16 protein-coding genes are annotated in these 17,458 nt (G+C 53.3%); 13 read left to right on the top strand and 3 right to left on the bottom strand.

Annotation, left to right across the window (positions count from 1 at the left end; all coding sequences use genetic code 11):
* Positions 1-528: 528 nt before the first annotated feature.
* Positions 529-1,821 carry a group II intron reverse transcriptase/maturase gene (ltrA, locus tag MHI42_RS17350; RefSeq protein ID WP_342424585.1) on the top strand — a complete coding sequence of 431 codons (1,293 nt, stop codon included), beginning with the start codon at positions 529-531 and terminating at the stop codon, positions 1,819-1,821.
* 223 nt (positions 1,822-2,044) lie between these two features.
* Positions 2,045-3,079 (top strand): ABC transporter substrate-binding protein, encoded by a 1,035-nt coding sequence (locus MHI42_RS17345; RefSeq protein ID WP_342424584.1) that lies wholly within the window; start codon positions 2,045-2,047, stop codon positions 3,077-3,079.
* Between the two features lie 117 nt (positions 3,080-3,196).
* Here MHI42_RS17345 and acnA read toward each other — a convergent pair whose 3' ends face one another.
* A complete protein-coding gene (acnA, locus tag MHI42_RS17340) occupies positions 3,197-5,941 on the bottom strand; it encodes an aconitate hydratase AcnA (protein WP_171719943.1) in 2,745 nt (914 codons plus the stop codon).
* A gap of 443 nt (positions 5,942-6,384) precedes the next feature.
* Between acnA and MHI42_RS17335 the strand changes: the two genes are divergently transcribed.
* From MHI42_RS17335 to MHI42_RS17290, 10 genes are all read left to right on the top strand, one after another.
* Positions 6,385-7,413, top strand: coding sequence for an amidase domain-containing protein (locus tag MHI42_RS17335; RefSeq protein ID WP_171719942.1), 1,029 nt, complete (start codon positions 6,385-6,387; stop codon positions 7,411-7,413).
* Positions 7,414-7,432: 19 nt separating this feature from the next.
* Positions 7,433-8,524 carry a D-alanine--D-alanine ligase gene (locus MHI42_RS17330; RefSeq protein WP_171719941.1) on the top strand — a complete coding sequence of 364 codons (1,092 nt, stop codon included), beginning with the start codon at positions 7,433-7,435 and terminating at the stop codon, positions 8,522-8,524.
* Positions 8,525-8,571: 47 nt separating this feature from the next.
* The gene (locus tag MHI42_RS17325) at positions 8,572-8,889 is read left to right on the top strand and encodes a hypothetical protein (protein ID WP_039308646.1); all 318 of its coding nucleotides are present in this window, start codon (positions 8,572-8,574) and stop codon (positions 8,887-8,889) included.
* Positions 8,886-9,893 carry a UV DNA damage repair endonuclease UvsE gene (gene uvsE / locus MHI42_RS17320; protein ID WP_342424583.1) on the top strand — a complete coding sequence of 336 codons (1,008 nt, stop codon included), beginning with the start codon at positions 8,886-8,888 and terminating at the stop codon, positions 9,891-9,893. The genes MHI42_RS17325 and uvsE overlap by 4 nt, the downstream gene beginning before the upstream one ends.
* Before the next feature lie 165 nt (positions 9,894-10,058).
* The gene (locus tag MHI42_RS17315; RefSeq protein WP_171719939.1) at positions 10,059-10,946 is read left to right on the top strand and encodes an inositol monophosphatase family protein; all 888 of its coding nucleotides are present in this window, start codon (positions 10,059-10,061) and stop codon (positions 10,944-10,946) included.
* A 15-nt stretch (positions 10,947-10,961) separates the two neighbouring features.
* The gene (locus MHI42_RS17310; protein ID WP_342424582.1) at positions 10,962-11,252 is read left to right on the top strand and encodes a hypothetical protein; all 291 of its coding nucleotides are present in this window, start codon (positions 10,962-10,964) and stop codon (positions 11,250-11,252) included.
* Positions 11,253-11,358: 106 nt separating this feature from the next.
* Positions 11,359-12,651, top strand: coding sequence for a stalk domain-containing protein (locus tag MHI42_RS17305; protein ID WP_342424581.1), 1,293 nt, complete (start codon positions 11,359-11,361; stop codon positions 12,649-12,651).
* 105 nt (positions 12,652-12,756) lie between these two features.
* Positions 12,757-13,323, top strand: a complete 567-nt coding sequence (gene def / locus MHI42_RS17300) for a peptide deformylase (protein ID WP_042140716.1) — start codon at positions 12,757-12,759, stop codon at positions 13,321-13,323.
* Positions 13,323-13,574: a hypothetical protein gene (locus MHI42_RS17295; protein WP_340990464.1), complete on the top strand. Its 252-nt coding sequence runs from the start codon at positions 13,323-13,325 to the stop codon at positions 13,572-13,574. Before def ends, MHI42_RS17295 begins: the two co-directional genes overlap by 1 nt.
* A gap of 33 nt (positions 13,575-13,607) precedes the next feature.
* On the top strand, positions 13,608-14,225 hold the full coding sequence (locus MHI42_RS17290; RefSeq protein WP_342424580.1) for a hypothetical protein: 618 nt from the start codon (positions 13,608-13,610) through the stop codon (positions 14,223-14,225).
* A 72-nt stretch (positions 14,226-14,297) separates the two neighbouring features.
* On the opposite strand, the gene MHI42_RS17285 is transcribed toward MHI42_RS17290, so the two are convergent.
* Together MHI42_RS17285 and MHI42_RS17280 are read right to left on the bottom strand one after the other, a co-directional pair.
* Positions 14,298-15,623 carry a glutamate-1-semialdehyde 2,1-aminomutase gene (locus tag MHI42_RS17285; RefSeq protein WP_342424579.1) on the bottom strand — a complete coding sequence of 442 codons (1,326 nt, stop codon included), beginning with the start codon at positions 15,621-15,623 and terminating at the stop codon, positions 14,298-14,300.
* Between the two features lie 105 nt (positions 15,624-15,728).
* Entirely contained in the window at positions 15,729-16,787 is a 1,059-nt protein-coding gene (locus MHI42_RS17280) for an LCP family protein (RefSeq protein WP_042133356.1), read from the bottom strand.
* Positions 16,788-16,889: 102 nt separating this feature from the next.
* Between MHI42_RS17280 and bcp the strand changes: the two genes are divergently transcribed.
* Positions 16,890-17,351, top strand: a complete 462-nt coding sequence (gene bcp, locus MHI42_RS17275) for a thioredoxin-dependent thiol peroxidase (RefSeq protein WP_039308628.1) — start codon at positions 16,890-16,892, stop codon at positions 17,349-17,351.
* Positions 17,352-17,458 lie beyond the last annotated feature (107 nt).

Genomic DNA, 17,458 nt, shown 5'->3' with positions numbered 1-17,458 from the left:
TGCCCAGAGGCACGCATTATCTAGTTGGTGAAAGTCCAACCAAAGGAGGGGCCAAGCCACCTTTGTAGCTAGGATGCTTGCACATGGCGAAATCTGTGTGTAAAAGCGCATCGACAAAAGTACCTGTCCGAGATAGGGCAAGCAAACTACCAGGCCGTAACATCAAGTGAATCCTGCCGCGTTGTCAAAAAGGCCTCGCAAGAGGGAAAAGAGGAAGCCGAGCCTCGTGTAACTGGGCGAAGGCCAAGGAAGCTGTCAAAAACTTGGAGCAACAGCGAAGAATCCTCCAGCGTAAGGGGATCGACATGGTAGGAAAGATAATGCAGTGAACTGGGGAGACCCTCCCCCACACGGATTTTTTTTTTTAGGAACCCGTAAAGAGACGCTCTATAAGTCCAGAAGACGAAATGAACCGTCTGTGGGAAGGGAGTCCGAGGGGCTCATAGTACCAAGGAACCTAAGGACAACATAACCTTAGGGAGGAAAGGAGCCCTGCTTTGTTTACGCTTTTGGAGGAGGTACGAGTGAGTGAATGCCAAACGGCTAACGACACCCAAGGAAAAAGTTCAAGAACTCCAAGAAAAGCTAGGTCATGCGGCCAAGGAGAACAACAAGCGTAAATTCCATGCCTTGTATGACAAAGTCTACCGCTGGGATGTGCTATGCGAAGCCTGGAAACGAGTGAAAGCGAACAAGGGAGCTGCGGGAGTAGATGCCGTGACGCTCGCAGATATTGAGGAACAAGGAGAAGTAAGTTTCCTCAAGGAATGCGAGCGAGAACTGAAAGAAGGCAATTACCATCCGCAGCCCGTACGGCGGCACTATATCCCGAAGAAAGACGGGAAGTCAAGACCGCTGGGCATACCTACCGTGCGCGACCGAGTAGTGCAGATGGCAACGAAACTGGTCATTGAACCTATCTTCGAAGCAGACTTCAAAGATGTATCCTTCGGATTTCGCCCGAAGCGAAGTGCGAAAGGAGCGCTAGATCGAATCCGGAAAGCCTGCAATCGCAAAGGAAATTGGGTAGTCGACGTCGATATCCAAGGCTATTTCGACAATATTAATCAAGAGAAACTCATGAAATTGGTACAAATGCGTATCAATGACAGGAGGATCTTGAAATTAATACGGAAGTGGCTGGGGGCGGGGGTTATGGAAGAAGGAAACGTAAGGCGTTCCGATTTAGGAACACCGCAAGGTGGAGTGATTTCACCGCTTCTGGCGAATATCTATCTGAACTACTTTGACTGGTTGTGGGAGAAACACGGAAGTGGAGTGGGAGAACTGACAAGGTATGCAGACGATTTTGTGGTGGTCTGTAAATCCAAAAAGGACGCGGAACATGCGTATGAACTTATACGCAGAATCATGGAACGTCTGGAACTCACGCTACACCCGACCAAAACCCGCATTGTAGGCTTATGGACAGGAGACGAAGGATTCGACTTCTTAGGGATGCACCACCGGAAAACCAAAGCAGAAACTTCTCAAGGGAAGGCGTACTATACCACGCAACAGTGGCTAACGAAGAAGGCAGAGGAACGCATTCGAGGTGTGGTCAAAGAAAGACTAGCACCACCCGGTATGCGTGCAAAATCATTCGCGGAACATGTGAAATGGCTCAATCCAAAGATTCAGGGGTGGAGAAATTATTACTACACGAACTACAGCCAAAAGAGATTAGCGAAACTGGACTGGTATATTCTGCAGCGATTAACCCGGTGGTACGCGAAGAAAAGACAACGTGGGAGATGGATGAGTTCATTACCTGAGGTTAAGTATATTGCCAACATGTATGGACTTAAGACGCTATTGTAAACTGTATGCCCATGAATGACGAACATCGGAAAGCCGTATGAGGGAAAACCTCACGTACGGTTTGATGAGGAGGGGCTGAATTTGTTCAGCCCTTTACTCTAGTGCAGCAGGAAGGCCGGTGCACAATTTTAAAATTTAATAAAATGAAGTTGTCAGAGAGAAAGAGCTGTGTTATATTTTAATTGATAATGATTATCAATATCATATACATAGGGGGATTATTTTGCGACATTCTAATAAAAGTCTGGTGCTTATCGTTTTCACCTTGGCTCTGGCTCTGCTGCTGGCAGCTTGCGGCCAGTCTGCTAATAACTCTGCAAACAATTCCGCTGCGGCAGCTGATGGCTCCGCTGCTTCTCCTGCGGCCTCTTCTACGACGGCTCCTGCTGCAACAGCCGGCAGTGCGGATTCAACCGCTGATGTAGAAATGGTCACTTTCCAAGACGGTGTAGGAGAAATTCAAGTACCCAAGAATCCGCAGAGAATCGTTGATACCACCGCTTTCTACACGGGTTATTTCCTGGCATTAGGCGTTAAGCCGGTAGGAGCCATGGAGGGGGCAATGGGCAATCCATATCTTGCCGGAATGCTCGATGGCGTGGAGTCGCTCAGCAATGATGTAACACCGGAGAACATCCTTGCCTTAGATCCTGATCTGATTATTGTATACACCGGCACGGAAGGCATCGACAAGCTGAAGGAGATCGCTCCGGTGGTGCAGATTCAATACGGCTCCAAGAACTATAAGGACCAGATGATGGACTTCGGTAAGCTAACGAACAAGAATGATGAAGCCAAAGCCTGGGTAGATCAGTGGGAAGCGAAGATTGCTGAACTGAAGCCGCAGGTACAAGCTGCCGTGGGTGACAGAACCGTATCCATCCTGAATCCATACGCCAAGGGATTGTTTGTATTCGGTCATAACTATGGACGGGGCGGCGAAATTCTGTATGGAGAATTCGGCTTGAAGGCTCCGGCAGAGGCCCAGAAAGAGGCAATCGACAGCGGCACGGGCTGGGCCTCCATCTCTCTGGAGAAGCTTCCGGACTTTGCCGGTGATATTATCTTCACTTGTCCATGGTCAGGGGATACTACAGATCCTAAGATTGTATATGACAATCCGCTTTGGGCAGGCCTGCCTGCGGTCAAAGCCGGCAACGTATTCCAGCTTAACCCGGATGCAGACACGTATAATGATCCGGTGTCCCTGGAGGCACAGCTGGATTTCATCACAACAAGCCTGCTGTCCGTGAAATAATCCATTATTGAAATAAGGAAGCTATCTGCAAATCTGCATATAAAAAGCTGCGCCGGTGTCAGATCAATATCTGATACCAGCGCAGCTTTTGTAATATTTAAGCTTGTGTATACAAAGTTATTCTACCGGCAGAGCCGTTTCCGAAGCTGTGGCATCAGCCAGCATCTGGCGGAGCACCGTCTGCAGGATACCGCCGTTGCGGTAGTAGTCGATGTCAACGGTGCTGTCGAGCCGGGCAATGACCGGGAAGTCGAACTGGGTTCCGTCTTCGCGGGTGGCGGTGACGGTCAGCTCCTGACCGGGTAGTACATAGTTGTCGAGACCGGTAATGTCGAAGGTCTCACGTCCGGTCAGGCCCATACTGCTCCAGCCATGGCCTTCCTGGAACTGCAGCGGCAGTACGCCCATGCCGACGAGATTGCTGCGGTGAATCCGCTCGAAGCTCTCGGCGATGACGGCTTTGACTCCCAGCAGCAGCGTGCCCTTGGCGGCCCAGTCACGCGAGCTTCCGGTACCGTATTCCTTGCCGGCAATGACGATCAGGTTCTGGCCGGCCGACTGGTACAGCATGGATGCGTCATAGATCGACATCACCTCGTCGCTCGGCAGGAAGGTGGTTACCCCGCCTTCTGTTCCCGGAGCAACGGCGTTGCGGATCCGGATGTTGGCGAAGGTACCGCGCATCATCACTTCATGGTTCCCGCGGCGCGAGCCATAGGAGTTGAAGTCCGCACGTTCTACGCCATGATTACGCAGATATTCTCCGGCCGGACCGGAGGTGGAGATATTCCCGGCTGGTGAGATATGGTCGGTGGTGACGGAATCGGCCAGCAGCGCCAGAACACGTGAGCTGCGGATATCCTTGATGTCGCCGATACCGTCTGCCAGATGCTCGAAGAATGGCGGATTCTGGATGTAAGTGGAATTATCATCCCATTCATACAATTCGCCTTCCGGTACCGGAATGGAATTCCAGCGCTCATTAGCCGTGAAGACATTCTCATATTTGCTGCGGAACATTTCCGGACTGAGCGAGAGTCCTATAGCTTCGCGGATCTCTGCAGTAGTAGGCCAGATATCGGCCAGGAAGACAGGCTCGCCCTGCGGATCGTAACCCAGCGGCTCCGTCTTCAGGTCAATATTAACGGTACCAGCGAGCGCATAGGCTACCACAAGCGGCGGTGAAGCCAGATAGTTGGCTTTGACCTGGGCATGTACGCGGCCCTCGAAATTACGGTTGCCGGATATAACAGCGGCAACGGTCATATCATGTTCTGTAATGGCCTGGCTGACTTCATCCGGCAGCGGGCCGGAGTTGCCGATACAGGTGGCGCAGCCGTATCCGGCCAGATAGAAGCCCAGCGCTTCCAGCGGCTTCAGCAGATCGGCCTTTTGCAGATATTCCGTAACGACCAGCGATCCGGGCGTCAGGCTGCTTTTGACATAACCGGGTTTGGTCAGTCCGCGTTCCACAGCCTTCTTGGCGAGCAGTCCTGCTCCCAGCATAACGCTTGGGTTGGAGGTATTCGTACAGCTGGTAATGGCGGCAATTACAACGGCTCCTGTGCTGAGCTTGCTGGTGCTGCCGTTCTTGTGCTGCACTTCCACGACTTCGGCAATCTTCTCATCACTGAGTCCATAGCCGCCCTTGTCGACAGGTGTGCGGATGATTCCTTCAAAGTTCTCCTTCATATGGGTCAGCTCGACCCGGTCCTGCGGGCGTTTCGGTCCAGCCAGGCTGGGCACTACAGAGGCAAGATCCAGCTCGATGATATCGCTGAACTGAGGGTCCGGCGTACTTGCGGTGCGGAACATCCCCTGTGCTTTGTAGTAATCGCCTACCAGCTCAACCAGCTCATCCGGGCGTCCGGTGCTGCGCAGATAGGCCAGCGTCTCGTCATCTACCGGGAAGAAGCCGACGGTTGCCCCATATTCAGGCGCCATATTGGCTACGGTCGCGCGGTCCGCCAGACTGATATTAGCCAGGCCAGGACCGTAGAATTCAACAAATTTGCCGACTACGCCTTTCTTGCGCAGCATTTGGGTAACGGTCAGGGCCAGGTCGGTAGCAGTGGCGCCTTCCATCAGACTGCCGGTCAGCTTGAAGCCAACGACATCCGGTGTCACGAAATAAAGCGGCTGTCCGAGCATGCCTGCTTCCGCTTCAATCCCGCCGACACCCCAGCCGACTACGCCAAGGCCGTTAATCATGGTGGTATGAGAGTCGGTTCCGACCAGGGAGTCCGGATATACAACCGTTTCACCGTCGATGGTCTTGGTGGTAGCTACAGAAGCCAGATACTCCAGGTTAACCTGATGCACAATCCCTGTTGCCGGGGGAACTGCGCGGAAGTTGTTAAAGGCAGTCTGCGCCCAGCGCAGGAAGCGGTAACGTTCCTCGTTACGCTCGAATTCAACGTTCATATTATATTCCAGTGCGTCGGCAGTTCCGAAGGCATCGACCATAACCGAGTGGTCAATAACCAGGTCAACCGGCACAAGCGGATTAATCTTCTTAGGGTCGCCGCCGGCTTTCTTGACGGTGTCGCGCATGGCGGCAAGATCAACGACTACCGGTACACCGGTGAAGTCCTGCAGTACAATCCGGGCCGGAATGAAAGGGATTTCTTTATTACGGTCAATGCCGCCGGACCAGCCGGCCAGCTGCTTCACATGCTCTTCTGTAATTGCTCGTCCGTCATACTGGCGGACAGCAGCTTCAAGTAATACCTTAATGGAGAATGGCAGGGAAGAAATGTCGCCCGCGCCTTGTTCTTCCAGCGAGTTCAAATGATAGTAGCGATAAGTTTTGCCGCCTGATTCCAGGTTCTTAGCCAGTGAGAAATGGTCCTTGCTTGGCATATATGCGCCTCCTCGTTTCATCTGGTGAAACTACATTTCATAATTCCTATACTCTAAGTATAACGGTTGCAAAGAGGGGAGTAAAGTTTTTTTTCCTTCTTCATGGCAGGTTTGTAAGAGGTTGAAACTGCGGTAAATTAGCGAAAATGCCGTTCATTCAGAAATTTATATGCTACATGCTGCAAAGCCGTTTCTTCATATTTCCAGCCATGCCTGGAGCGGATGGTCTCCCGGATTCAATTGTAGTTAAATCGTTCCCGTCCTGTATAGCGGCAGGCAATCCTTCATATACATAGGACTACATAGGACAGCAGCCAAAATGGCAAAGGGAAACGGCAGGCCGCCCTTCAAAAGGACAGCACAGCTTTAGCGAGAAATAGAAGGATGATTTATAGTGCCGGAGCCTATAAATTCTTATATTTGAACGAAAGGGCGGAGAATGAATGGAGCAGCAGTGGAAGAAAAGTCTCTATGTCTATGTGGATCAGCTGAACAAGGGGCGGGTTGCACCTGGAATTGAACCGCGCCAGACCACAATCAAGGATCCGCGGTTCCTGGACGAACAGCGAATACGCTTCCGCCGTATTGCGCAGTGGTACAGCCGGCGGGGGATCACTCCGCTGCGAGGGGAAACAGGCGTCAGGACGCTGCGTACCGTGCGGCAGAATCCCGCCGAGGTGGTCGCCGATGTGGCGCTGCACAGCGCATTCTATTATGAGAAGGGCGGAATGACGCACCGCGAGGATGTGATTGAGTCCGAACGGCTGACCTTTGTGCGGAAGGGTGGAGACTGGGAGATAATCAACGTGGAGCGCAGTGTTCCCGAGCGGAATGCAGTGCGCAAAGTGGTGGAGACTGAGCCTGCCCTGCGGCTGTCGCAGTGGGGGGAGGTGCTGCCTGCACCACGGCCGTCCCAGCCGCTGCTGAACCGCAGGGTCCTGCGCGGAGTGAGCAGCGCAAGGGAGGTCCGCTACCGCCGTGAAGAGGCGGCGGCATATGCCGACCGCTGGTGGAAGGACGGCAATCCGGAGTTCGAGATTTTCGAGGTGGACTGCACCAATTATGTCTCCCAATGTCTCTTTGCAGGGGGAGCACCTATCAACTATACTGGTAAAAGAGAAACGGGCTGGTGGTACAAGGGCTACAATGGAGCGCAGGAATGGTGGAGCTTCAGCTGGGCGGTCTCGGACAGTCTGCAGCGTTATTTGAGCGGCAGCCGCAGCAGCGGTCTGCGCGCTGAAGTTGTCGAGCGGCCGGAGCAGCTGATGTTAGGCGATGTGATCCAATACGACTGGGACGGCAACGGACATTACCAGCACAGCACGATTGTTACCGCCTTTGATGCGGGAGGCATGCCGCTGGTGAACGCCCGGACGGTCAGCAGCCGCCACCGCTTCTGGGATTACAAGGATTCCTACGCCTGGACGGACCGCACGGCCTACCGTTTTTTTCATATTAATGACTACTTATAATTCAGAAAGAGGTTAGGGCATGGGGAACGCTAAATTGACCGTAGGACTGGTGTACGGCGGCAAATCCGGAGAGCATGAGGTATCGCTCCAGACGGCTTATGCGGTTATGAACGCTTTTGACTACGATAAATATGAAATTATTCCGTTCTATATTTCCAAACAGGGAGTGTGGAAGGTAGGGGCAGCCCTGGAGGCTCCATTCAGCGGAATTGAAGAGCTTAAGCTGTCCGGAGCTTCCGGTGATATGGGGATGGCCCTGAACGCGTTGTTCAGCGGTCTCGGCGGCGGAGATTCCATTGTGGATGTGATGTTCCCGCTGCTGCATGGCACGAACGGGGAAGACGGCACCATCCAGGGGCTGTTCGAAATGGCGAATATTCCGTACATTGGCGCAGGCGTGCTGGCTTCATCGGCAGGTATGGATAAGGTTGTCATGAAGAAGCTGTTCGGCGAGGCAGGGCTCGAGCAATGTGAATATTGTTATTTCAATGCTGCGAACTGGAAAAGCAAAAGCCATGAGCTGATCGTTGGTGTAGAGGATAAGCTGGGGTATCCGGTATTCGTGAAGCCGGCCAACCTTGGCTCCAGCGTAGGCATCTCCAAAGCAGCCGACAAAGAAAGTCTGATCAAGGCTGTTGATTACGCCTTCCGTTATGATACCAAGGTCATCATCGAGGAATTCATCGATGCCCGTGAGGTAGAAGTTGCCGTACTTGGCAATGAAGAGCCAGAAGCCTCAGTTCCGGGTGAAATCGTCTCTTCCGGCGAATATTATGATTATGCGGCCAAATACACAGACGGTAAATCACAGATGCTGATCCCGGCACCTGTCGATCCCGAGGTGGCAGACCGCCTGCGCGAATCGGCACTGCTGGCTTTCAAGGCCATTGAGGGCAGCGGGATTACCCGGGCCGATTTCTTCCTGCGGAAGTCTGACGGCAAAATTCTCATTAATGAAGTGAATACAATGCCCGGCTTCACCCCGTTCAGCATGTATCCTCTGCTGTGGCGCGAGACCGGTGTATCCTACCAGGCGCTGCTGGACCGGATGATCGGGCTGGCGCTGGAGCGGTACCAGTTCAGACAAGGGCTTAAGTACGATAACGAATAACATATGGTGATCGGCGGGAGCATTCCGGCCGGGAAGGAGAGAGAAGCATGGGGTTTCAATCAGAATTCAATTCAGTGTGCAAATTCAAGAATGAGCAGGAGCTATATGAGCTGCTGGAGTACGGACGAACCAAAATGGTGAAGCAGGGCTTCCGTGTATACCCGACCGGCCAGAAGGTCATCGCCTACAATCCGGAGAATGTTGCTGTAGCGATCGTCAAAATTTCGGCTTCCATTGCTGAAATTAACTTCCAGGGCAATGAGGTTACAGCTGTGGAGATGGATCTGGTACGCAAGCTGAATGAGGAGGAGTCGCGGGTACAGACGGCTCTTGCCTACGAAATGTTCTTCGGAGAAGAAGGATGATTGTCCGCTTCGGCTATGTCGCCATGTCTACCGTCATCCCGGACTGCTCACCCTCTAAGACAATGACTATGGCAAGCTTTAACAAGCTGGGCGACCGGGAAGCCGGACTGCGTAAGCTGGAATCAATCGCACGGATCAATCTCCATAATACACTCCGCCTGCTGAAGCATAATGCAGGCTCGGATATTAGGGTCTACCGCCTGACCTCCAAGCTGATTCCGCTGGCGACCCATCCTGATCTGGCGGATTGGCATCCGCTGTCTGCACTGGCGGAGGAGTTCGCTGAGGTAGGCACTTATGTGAAGAAGCACGGCATGCGGGTCAGCTTTCATCCGGACCATTTCACGGTCCTGAGTACTCCGCGCCCCGAGGTGCTCGCAAGCTCGATCCGCGATCTGCAGCATCATGCCGATATGCTTGAGGCCATGGGGCTGCCGGCAACCGCCAAGAGCAATATTCACATTGGCGGTGCTTATGGGGACAAGCCTCTGTCTGCGGCGCGTTTCTGTGAGCAATGCTCCGCGCTACCGCTTGCACTCCGGGAACGGATGACGCTGGAGAATGACGACAAGACGTTCAATGCGGTGGAGACACTGGAGGTTAGCCGGAGCCTGGGACTGCCGATGGTGCTGGATATCCATCATCAATGGGTCAACAACGAAGGCGAGCTCCCCTGGGAGCTGTGGCCGGAGATCCAGAAGACATGGACAAGCAGTCTTGCCCTGAAGGATGTCCTGCCCGGGGAAGTGCTGCCACCGAAGATTCATGTCTCCAGCCCGCGCAGCCCGTCCGATCCGCGTAGCCATGCCGACGGCGTGGAGCCGGCTCCGCTGTTTGCTTTTCTGAAGCGGATCGCCGAAGGTACTCCGGCAGTGGATGTCATGATCGAAGCGAAGCTTAAGGACGGAGCCTTGTTTGGCCTGATGGAGGCCATGACGGAGCTTGCACAGGGCGGGAACGGAATTACGGTACTAAACGGAGCCAGCGTGAATATACAAGCATAACAGGCAACAAACAAGGGGATTAGGCCTTATTACGGTGCCAGTATTGACTTGATAAGTGGGCTGAAATAGGGTACGTTGAATGAAAGTTGAGCAGCAATTTGACGTCCTGCGCGTAACAGCGTTCCATGGGAGAACGATCATGCTCAAAGAAAGCGGAGTGAAGAGATGAGTCCTGTAAGTCCTGATAACCGAAATGAACGGGAACCCTATGTAGTTACAAGCAAGGGACATACGGCGGCGGCAATTAATGCTGCAGCTAAAGCGGGGGAATGGATCAAGAGCAGACAAGGCCAGGTGAAGGAGCTGGGCAGCAAGACATCCGCCCAGGATCTGGTTACGGAGGTCGATAAAGGTGTGGAGCAAATGATCCGCCGGCTGATCCTGACCCATTATCCCGACCATGCCATCCTTGGGGAGGAAGGCGTTCAGCCGGGAGCGGACGCGCTGACTGCCGCCCTGGATGAAGCGCGGGAGCATGAGTATTTGTGGATCGTTGATCCCATTGACGGGACTACCAATTTCGTACACGGCTTTCCTTTCTACTGTGTCTCAATAGCCCTCGTCGTTAAGGGGGAGCTGACAGTTGGTGTCATTTATGATCCGATCCGTGACGAAATGTTCGTTGCCGAGAAGGGCAAGGGTGCGTATATGCACGGGATTCCAACCGCTGTGTCAGCGGAGACGGAGCCTGGAAGCAGTCTGATTGCCATGGGCTTCCCGCCGGACCGTGTATTCGCCCAGCCTGCCAATATGGCCGGATTGCAGCAGATTCTGCCGCAGGTGCGCGGCGTTCGCGCCGGCGGCTCGGCAGCGCTGCATCTGGCATATGTTGCGGCAGGCCGGGTGGACGGCTACTGGGAAGTGGGCCTGAGTCCGTGGGACTGTGCGGCAGGCGTGCTGCTGGTGCTGGAATCCGGCGGGAAAGTCACTGATACCCAGGGCAATCCCTACGATATCAGTACACGCCATGTAGTGGCGAGTAATGGACGGATACATGATTATCTGGTGAACTCCCTGCAGGCAGCTGATGCCACGGGATTCAAGCAGCAGTAAGGAGGCGGCACTGCCATGAGTGACAATGATGATCGGGAGCGCAGACTGAGTGAGCTTCTGGAGGATGGCGAGATGGAGCCGGATGACCGGCAGGCCAAGGAAATCCGCCAGATTTCGCCCAAGTATGAGATCCGGATACAGACTACGCTCGATCCTATAGTTGAAGAAACGCGCCGATACCGCAAAATCGCTTACGAATTGGACAGCCGGTATGATAAATATGTACAGCGTTCTGAACAAATCAGCGGCCCGTCTAGCACGGGCGGCCATAAGAATTCTACAGAATCCGGCAGCGGAGAGCAGTAAGCCGCAGCGGGCCTCAGGAGCGGTTTTCCGAACAATCGGGAAACCGCTCTTTTGCGTAGCGTGGCTGGGTGTTAGAATGGAATTATACTAATTTAGGGGGAATACGATGCTGAAGACATGGAGAAGATTCATATCAGCCGGAACTAGCGGGCTGCTGCTGTTCGCTGTATTAATTAATGTGCATGCAGGCCCTGCCGGTGCCGCTGCAGCAGCCGTTACGCCGGACTCGGAGCAGGATGTCTTTCGCATCGTGGCACTTGGAGATTCCATTACTGCCGGATATGAGCCGGGGATGACTGATTCCAGTGTGAAGCCGTACGGATATGCCGAGAGATTACTGGAGCAGGGCTGGTATCACGGCAGAAGCACGCTAAGCAATTACGGTATATTAGGTCTGAAGACATCCGGATTGCTTCAGTATACCGCCTCCATCAAAGACGGCATCGCAACTACGGCAGAGGCAATCCAGCCGGGGCTGCCTGATCCGCGCATCGCCCAGTTTGCCGCTATGACGCCGCAGATTAGAACGGAGCTTGCTGCAGCGGATTTGATTACGATCACTATAGGCGGCAATGATGTCAGCAGTCTGTTTCTGAATGTTAAGACACTAACGGAGGCTGACTTCACAGCCCAGCTTGCGGAACGCCTCGCGGCGTACAGCAGCAATGTGAAATCGGCACTGGACAATATCCGGGCCGTGAATCCCCTGGCAACGATTCTGCTGGCCGATCAATATCAGCCTGCTCCCAGAATTGCCCTGGGTGCTTCGTATGACAAGCTGATGAGTGCCGCTGCACAGTTTACAGTAGCCGCCGAGAATATTGCAGCTACCCTGAACCAGGCGGGAGCGCCTGTAAAGGCAGCCCATGTAGCCGCCAAGTTTGCCGGTGTAGAGGGATCGCTCACCCATATTATCGGGGCTGGAGCGGCAGACTTCCATCCGACGCAGCTGGGCTATGAACGGATTGCCACGGTGTTCGCAGAGCTGCAGTGGGGGGAATACCTTACTCCGGCAGCGGCAGTGATGACTTCAGCCTCCGCACCGATGTCAATTGTAGTGAAAGGGACCACGCTTAACACGCCCAATAAGCCCATTCTGAAGAATGGACAGAATTTCCTGGCGCTGAAGGACATTCTGAATGCGGTAGGAGCAACCGGTAAATGGGATAACAAAACCTCCAGCGCGACGATTATTTACGGCGGAAGAACCGTGGTAATTACGATTGGCTCGAAGACGATTAAGGTGAACGGAACGGATGTAGCGATTGATACCCCGGCATTCCTGCACAAGGTCGGCAAAGAGGATAAAACGTACCTGCCGCTCGCCGCGCTCGCTACCGGGCTTGGCTTCGATGTGAATTACAGCAGCAAGCTGCGGACAGCTTTCATTAATCCATAATCCAGCATAATATATCAATATTGCATAATAAAATCAGGCCCGTAAGGCAAAGGTGGATGAACGCAGTTGTCTAGTACAAAATATAATGCCGGATATATAATCACGATGGATGATATCGTGCGTGAAGGGGATCCCGTACTTCGTGCGGTAGCAGAACCCGTACAGCTGCCGCTGCAGGAGGAAGACCGCGAGGCGCTGAAGTGTATGATGCAGTTCCTGAAGAACAGCCAGGATGCCGAAATGTCTGCCAAACATAAGCTCCGTTCAGGGGTAGGCTTATCCGCCAATCAGGTGGGGCTGAAGAAGCGGATGTTCGTGATGTGCCTGAAGGACGATAACGGCAAGAATGTAGAGTATACCTGGGTGAATCCCAAGATCATCAGCCATTCTCTGGCAATGGTGTATTTACCGGAGAGCGAAGGCTGCCTGTCCGTGGACCGGCCTGTACACGGCTTTGTGCCGCGGTATGAGACCGTGAAGGTTCGGGGGTTTGATCTGAACGGTCAGGTGATTACCCAGAAATTCAAGGGTTATCAGGCGATCGTGATTCAGCATGAGATGGATCATCTGGACGGGATCATGTTCTATGACCGGATCAATCAGCAGAATCCGTTCAAGCTTCCGCAGGATGTGGAAATCCGCAGCCTGTATGAACAGAAGAGCAAGGGGTAATGATGGATATTCAAGGATTGCCGCTAACCCTTCTATATACAGGATTGGCGCTAGTCATTGCGCTGGTTTTTGTCTACAGGATTAGAAAAGGTACATTCCACAAGCACATCATGGCGGAAGCGGCCATCGTTGTAAGCTATGTGGTTGTCGCTATTGCGGGAGGCAGTATGCCGCTCGCTGTAAGGCTGGTGACTCCGCTCGCGGTTGCTGCGCTGTTCATATATGGACAGCGCAAGAGCGGCGGGAGCTGATCATCTCAACCCTGAAATCGGGAGTGAAGCGGTTTGGAGTGGAACAGAATAGCCATAAGAGGCTTGCAGAATGTATACAACGATGAAGCGAAGCAGATTGATGAGCAGATTCTAAGATTAGTACAGCAGAGGAAGTCGGTCGCGGAAGGACAACAGCTGTTTCCGGATCCGGAGATGATACAGCAATGGTCTGCTGAACTGGGGCTGGAGCTTTCGGAAATATCGCTTGTACTGGGCAGCTTGAATGAATCGGTGCCCAGACGCCACTTTTGGGAAGAGCCGGGTGAATTGCGCGGAGTGCTTCCGATCATGAAGACAACACGGGATGGGGATTTCGAATATGCTCTTACTCATTCCATGCAATATGAGAACCTGAGTATTCTCTCGGTCGAGATCAAGTGCCTGACAGCGACCGTAGAAAGCGTCAGCATCGAAGCCCCTCTTACACTCGCAATTCTGGGAGAGGCTGAATATGAGGTGCAGATGCACGGTGGCCGGGGCGGCGGTGCCCAGGTAGAGATGCGGTTTTTAATTTGGCCCCCGCTGCCGGAAGCGCTGGATTCCATTGAATTCTCACTGGTCCCTGACGGCAGAGGACTTAGACGTCCGCGCCATAAGGAAGTCACTCTGGACAAGCGGATTGATTTCTAAGGAACCTGCACGTTATATTGGGTGTGAAAAGAGGCTGGCCCCATTGGGGCCAGCCTCTTTATCTAGAGTATATTACAGCTGTTGCTGCTCCGCTGCCATAGCCGCGAACGAGGCCTCTGCTGCCTCCAGCGTAATATCGATGTCGGCGTCCGTATGGGCAGTGGTCAGGAACCACGCTTCATATTTGGAAGGCGCCAGATTAATGCCGCGGTTCAGCATATGGCGGAAGAAGCTAGCGAACATTTCACCGTCGGTATCCTGCGCTTCATCGTAATTGGTAATCGGATGGTTGCAGAAATGTGTAGAGAATGCACCGCGTATCCGGTTGATGGTCAGTGGAATGCCGTGCCGTCCGGCAGATTCCTGCAGCCCTTCAGTCAGGCGGATAGCGAGCCGTTCCATCTCGTCATACACACCCTGGGCACTCAGCACCTCAAGGCAGGCAATCCCTGCCGAGATCGAGGCTGGGTTACCAGCCATCGTTCCGGCCTGATATGCCGGACCCAGCGGAGCGACCTGCTCCATGACATGCTTACGTCCGCCGTAAGCGCCGATAGGCAGCCCGCCGCCGATGATTTTGCCCAGTGCGGTCAGATCGGGAATGATATCCTCATGGCCCGCAAGACCTGCATAAGTCTGGGTGGAGCCGTAATGGAAACGGAAAGCGGTGATGACTTCATCATAAATGACAAGTGAGCCGTTCTCATGCGTCAGCTTGCACAGGCCTTCGAGGAAACCGGGGTGCGGCATGACCATGCCGAAGTTGCCGACAATCGGCTCGACCATAACGGCGGCCACATCTTCGCCCCACTGCTCAAGCGCCGCGCGTAGCCCATCCAGATCATTGAAGGGTACAGTAATGACTTCCTGGGCGATGCTTGCCGGAACGCCTGCACTGTCAGGGATGCCCAGCGTAGACGGTCCTGAGCCTGCGGCTACAAGCACAAGGTCGGAGTGGCCGTGGTAACAGCCGGCGAACTTGATGATCTTGCTGCGCTTCGTGTAGGCACGGGCCACGCGGATGGTCGTCATAACGGCTTCTGTACCAGAGTTGACGAAACGTACCTTGTCCATGGAGGGGATAGCTTCCTTCAGCATTTTGGCCAGCCTGATTTCAAGCTGGGTTGGCGTGCCATAGAGCAGCCCATTCTGTGCAGCCTCTGTAATGGCAGCGGTGATATGCGGATGGGCATGTCCGGTAATGATCGGGCCATAGGCGGCCAGATAATCAATATATTCATTGCCGTCCTCGTCCCAGAAGCGGGAGCCTCCGGCGCGTTTCATGAATACGGGAGCGCCGCCGCCTACGGCCTTGAAGGAACGGGAGGGGCTGTTGACGCCCCCAACGATATGCTGCAGAGCTTCCTGGTATAAATGTTCTGATGTACTGCGGTTCATGGAATAACATCCTTTCGTATGCCGGAGGCGCAAGGGAAAGGGCGAACTGGCGGTGTATCCCGCTGTCCGCCCGCCCCTGTGTGCCAAGCATGGTTATATTGTATTCTAGTTAGATCCCGGTGTAGCCGAAGGGCTGCTGCCCGGGGAAGCCTCTGCTTCAGGAGTCGGAGTAGGATCCGGCGCAGTGACTGTATCCTGCACGAACTGCTTCAGATCTTCATCACTGGTGAAGCCGATGACCTGGGAGCCATCCTTGGTGGTTTTCTCTCTGATCAGCTCCATCGGCGGGATTTGCGCACTGCCGCCCATGGAGCTGTCATAGCCAACGCTCCCCAGCTTCCACATATCACTTAAGGTAAGATTGGTATCAATATAAGGCGTAACCTCTGACAGAATCGTGGGCAGCTTAATAATAGAAGTGGTACTGATCACCTTGTCCGCCACGGCCTTGAGGAATCCGCGCTGGCGTTCCGTCCGGGTGAAATCGGAAGTGGCGTCATGGCGGAAGCGCACGTACTGCAGCGCCATATTGCCATCCAGGTGCTGGAAGCCTTTTTTGAGATCAATATCGAACTCAGGCCCGTCCGCTTTGGAAGTATAGTGCATGTCTTTCTCAACCTCATAGTCGACACCGCCAACGGCATCTACAAGCTTCATGAAGCCCTGGAAATCGGTATACACATAATATTGAATCGGGATGCCGAGCAGGTCGCTTACCGTCTGCATCGCCGTATTGGGTCCATAGGTAATTGCAGCATTGATCCGCTGTGTCCCGTGGTCAGGGATAGGGATATAAGTATCGCGAAGAATGGAGAACACATAGAATTTTTTCTTGACCGGGTCTAATGAGGCAACCAGCATGGTATCCGAACGTGGAACCTCGCCTTTCTTCACCCCGCGCGCATCGACACCCATAAGCAGGATATTCACTGGCTCGGTACCTTCCCATTCGGGGGGCTGAACAGTTTCCGCCGAGGCTGTTGGCACATTGGCAAACGGAGAATCTTCACCTGTCTTGTGCAGGTTGTCGAGCTGGTTGTAGATCGCGGTGAAATAATAAACCAGACCTCCGATAATTAGAAGGAGTATGATTGCCAGAGTCCAGAGCAACGTCTTCTTTTTTGATTTGCCGGCTTTTGCGTGCCGGTTCTTTCTTGGCGGCATTTCGTTCGTCCTTTCCGGTTCACATTCTCTACATTATAATTTCTTTTGGGAATACACGCAATTTCCGAATCATCAGCCATATCCATAAGGAGTGAACATTAAATGAATATCAAGCTTGGACAAGCGGTCCCGGACTTCACGCTCCCCGCTTCCACAGGGCAGGAAATCAGCTTAAGCCAGTATCGCGGCAGGAAAGTCCTGCTCTACTTCTATCCCAAGAATATGACACCCGCCTGCACGCAGGAAGCCTGCGATTTCCGTGATGCCCATGACAGGGTTACAGCCCATGGAGCGGTCCTGCTGGGAATCAGCTCGGATAATCTGGCCTCACACGGCAAATTTATCGCGAAGAACGGTTTGCCATTCCCCCTGCTGTCCGATGAGGAGCATAAGGTAAGCGAATTATTCGGAGTGTGGCAGCTGAAGAAGCTCTACGGCAAAGAATTTATGGGCATTGTTCGCTCCACCTTCCTGATTGACGAAGAAGGAATTCTGATCGCGGAATGGAGAAAAGTCCGGGTCAAGGGCCATGTGGAGGCCGCATTAGAACAAATCGTGAAATAATTAAGTATGCTAGGAGTTAATTGTATTTGTCTGTTACTTTTTTAACAGCTTTGGTCAGCCTCTCTCATGATATAGTTGCCTCATATTACTTCAAATTTGGAGCAAGG

The organism is Paenibacillus sp. FSL E2-0178, assembly GCF_038593005.1.
In the GTDB taxonomy this organism is placed as follows: domain Bacteria; phylum Bacillota; class Bacilli; order Paenibacillales; family Paenibacillaceae; genus Paenibacillus_AQ; species Paenibacillus_AQ phytohabitans.
The sequence above is the reverse complement of the archived record's forward strand: the minus strand, read 5'-3'. Positions and strand labels throughout refer to the sequence as shown.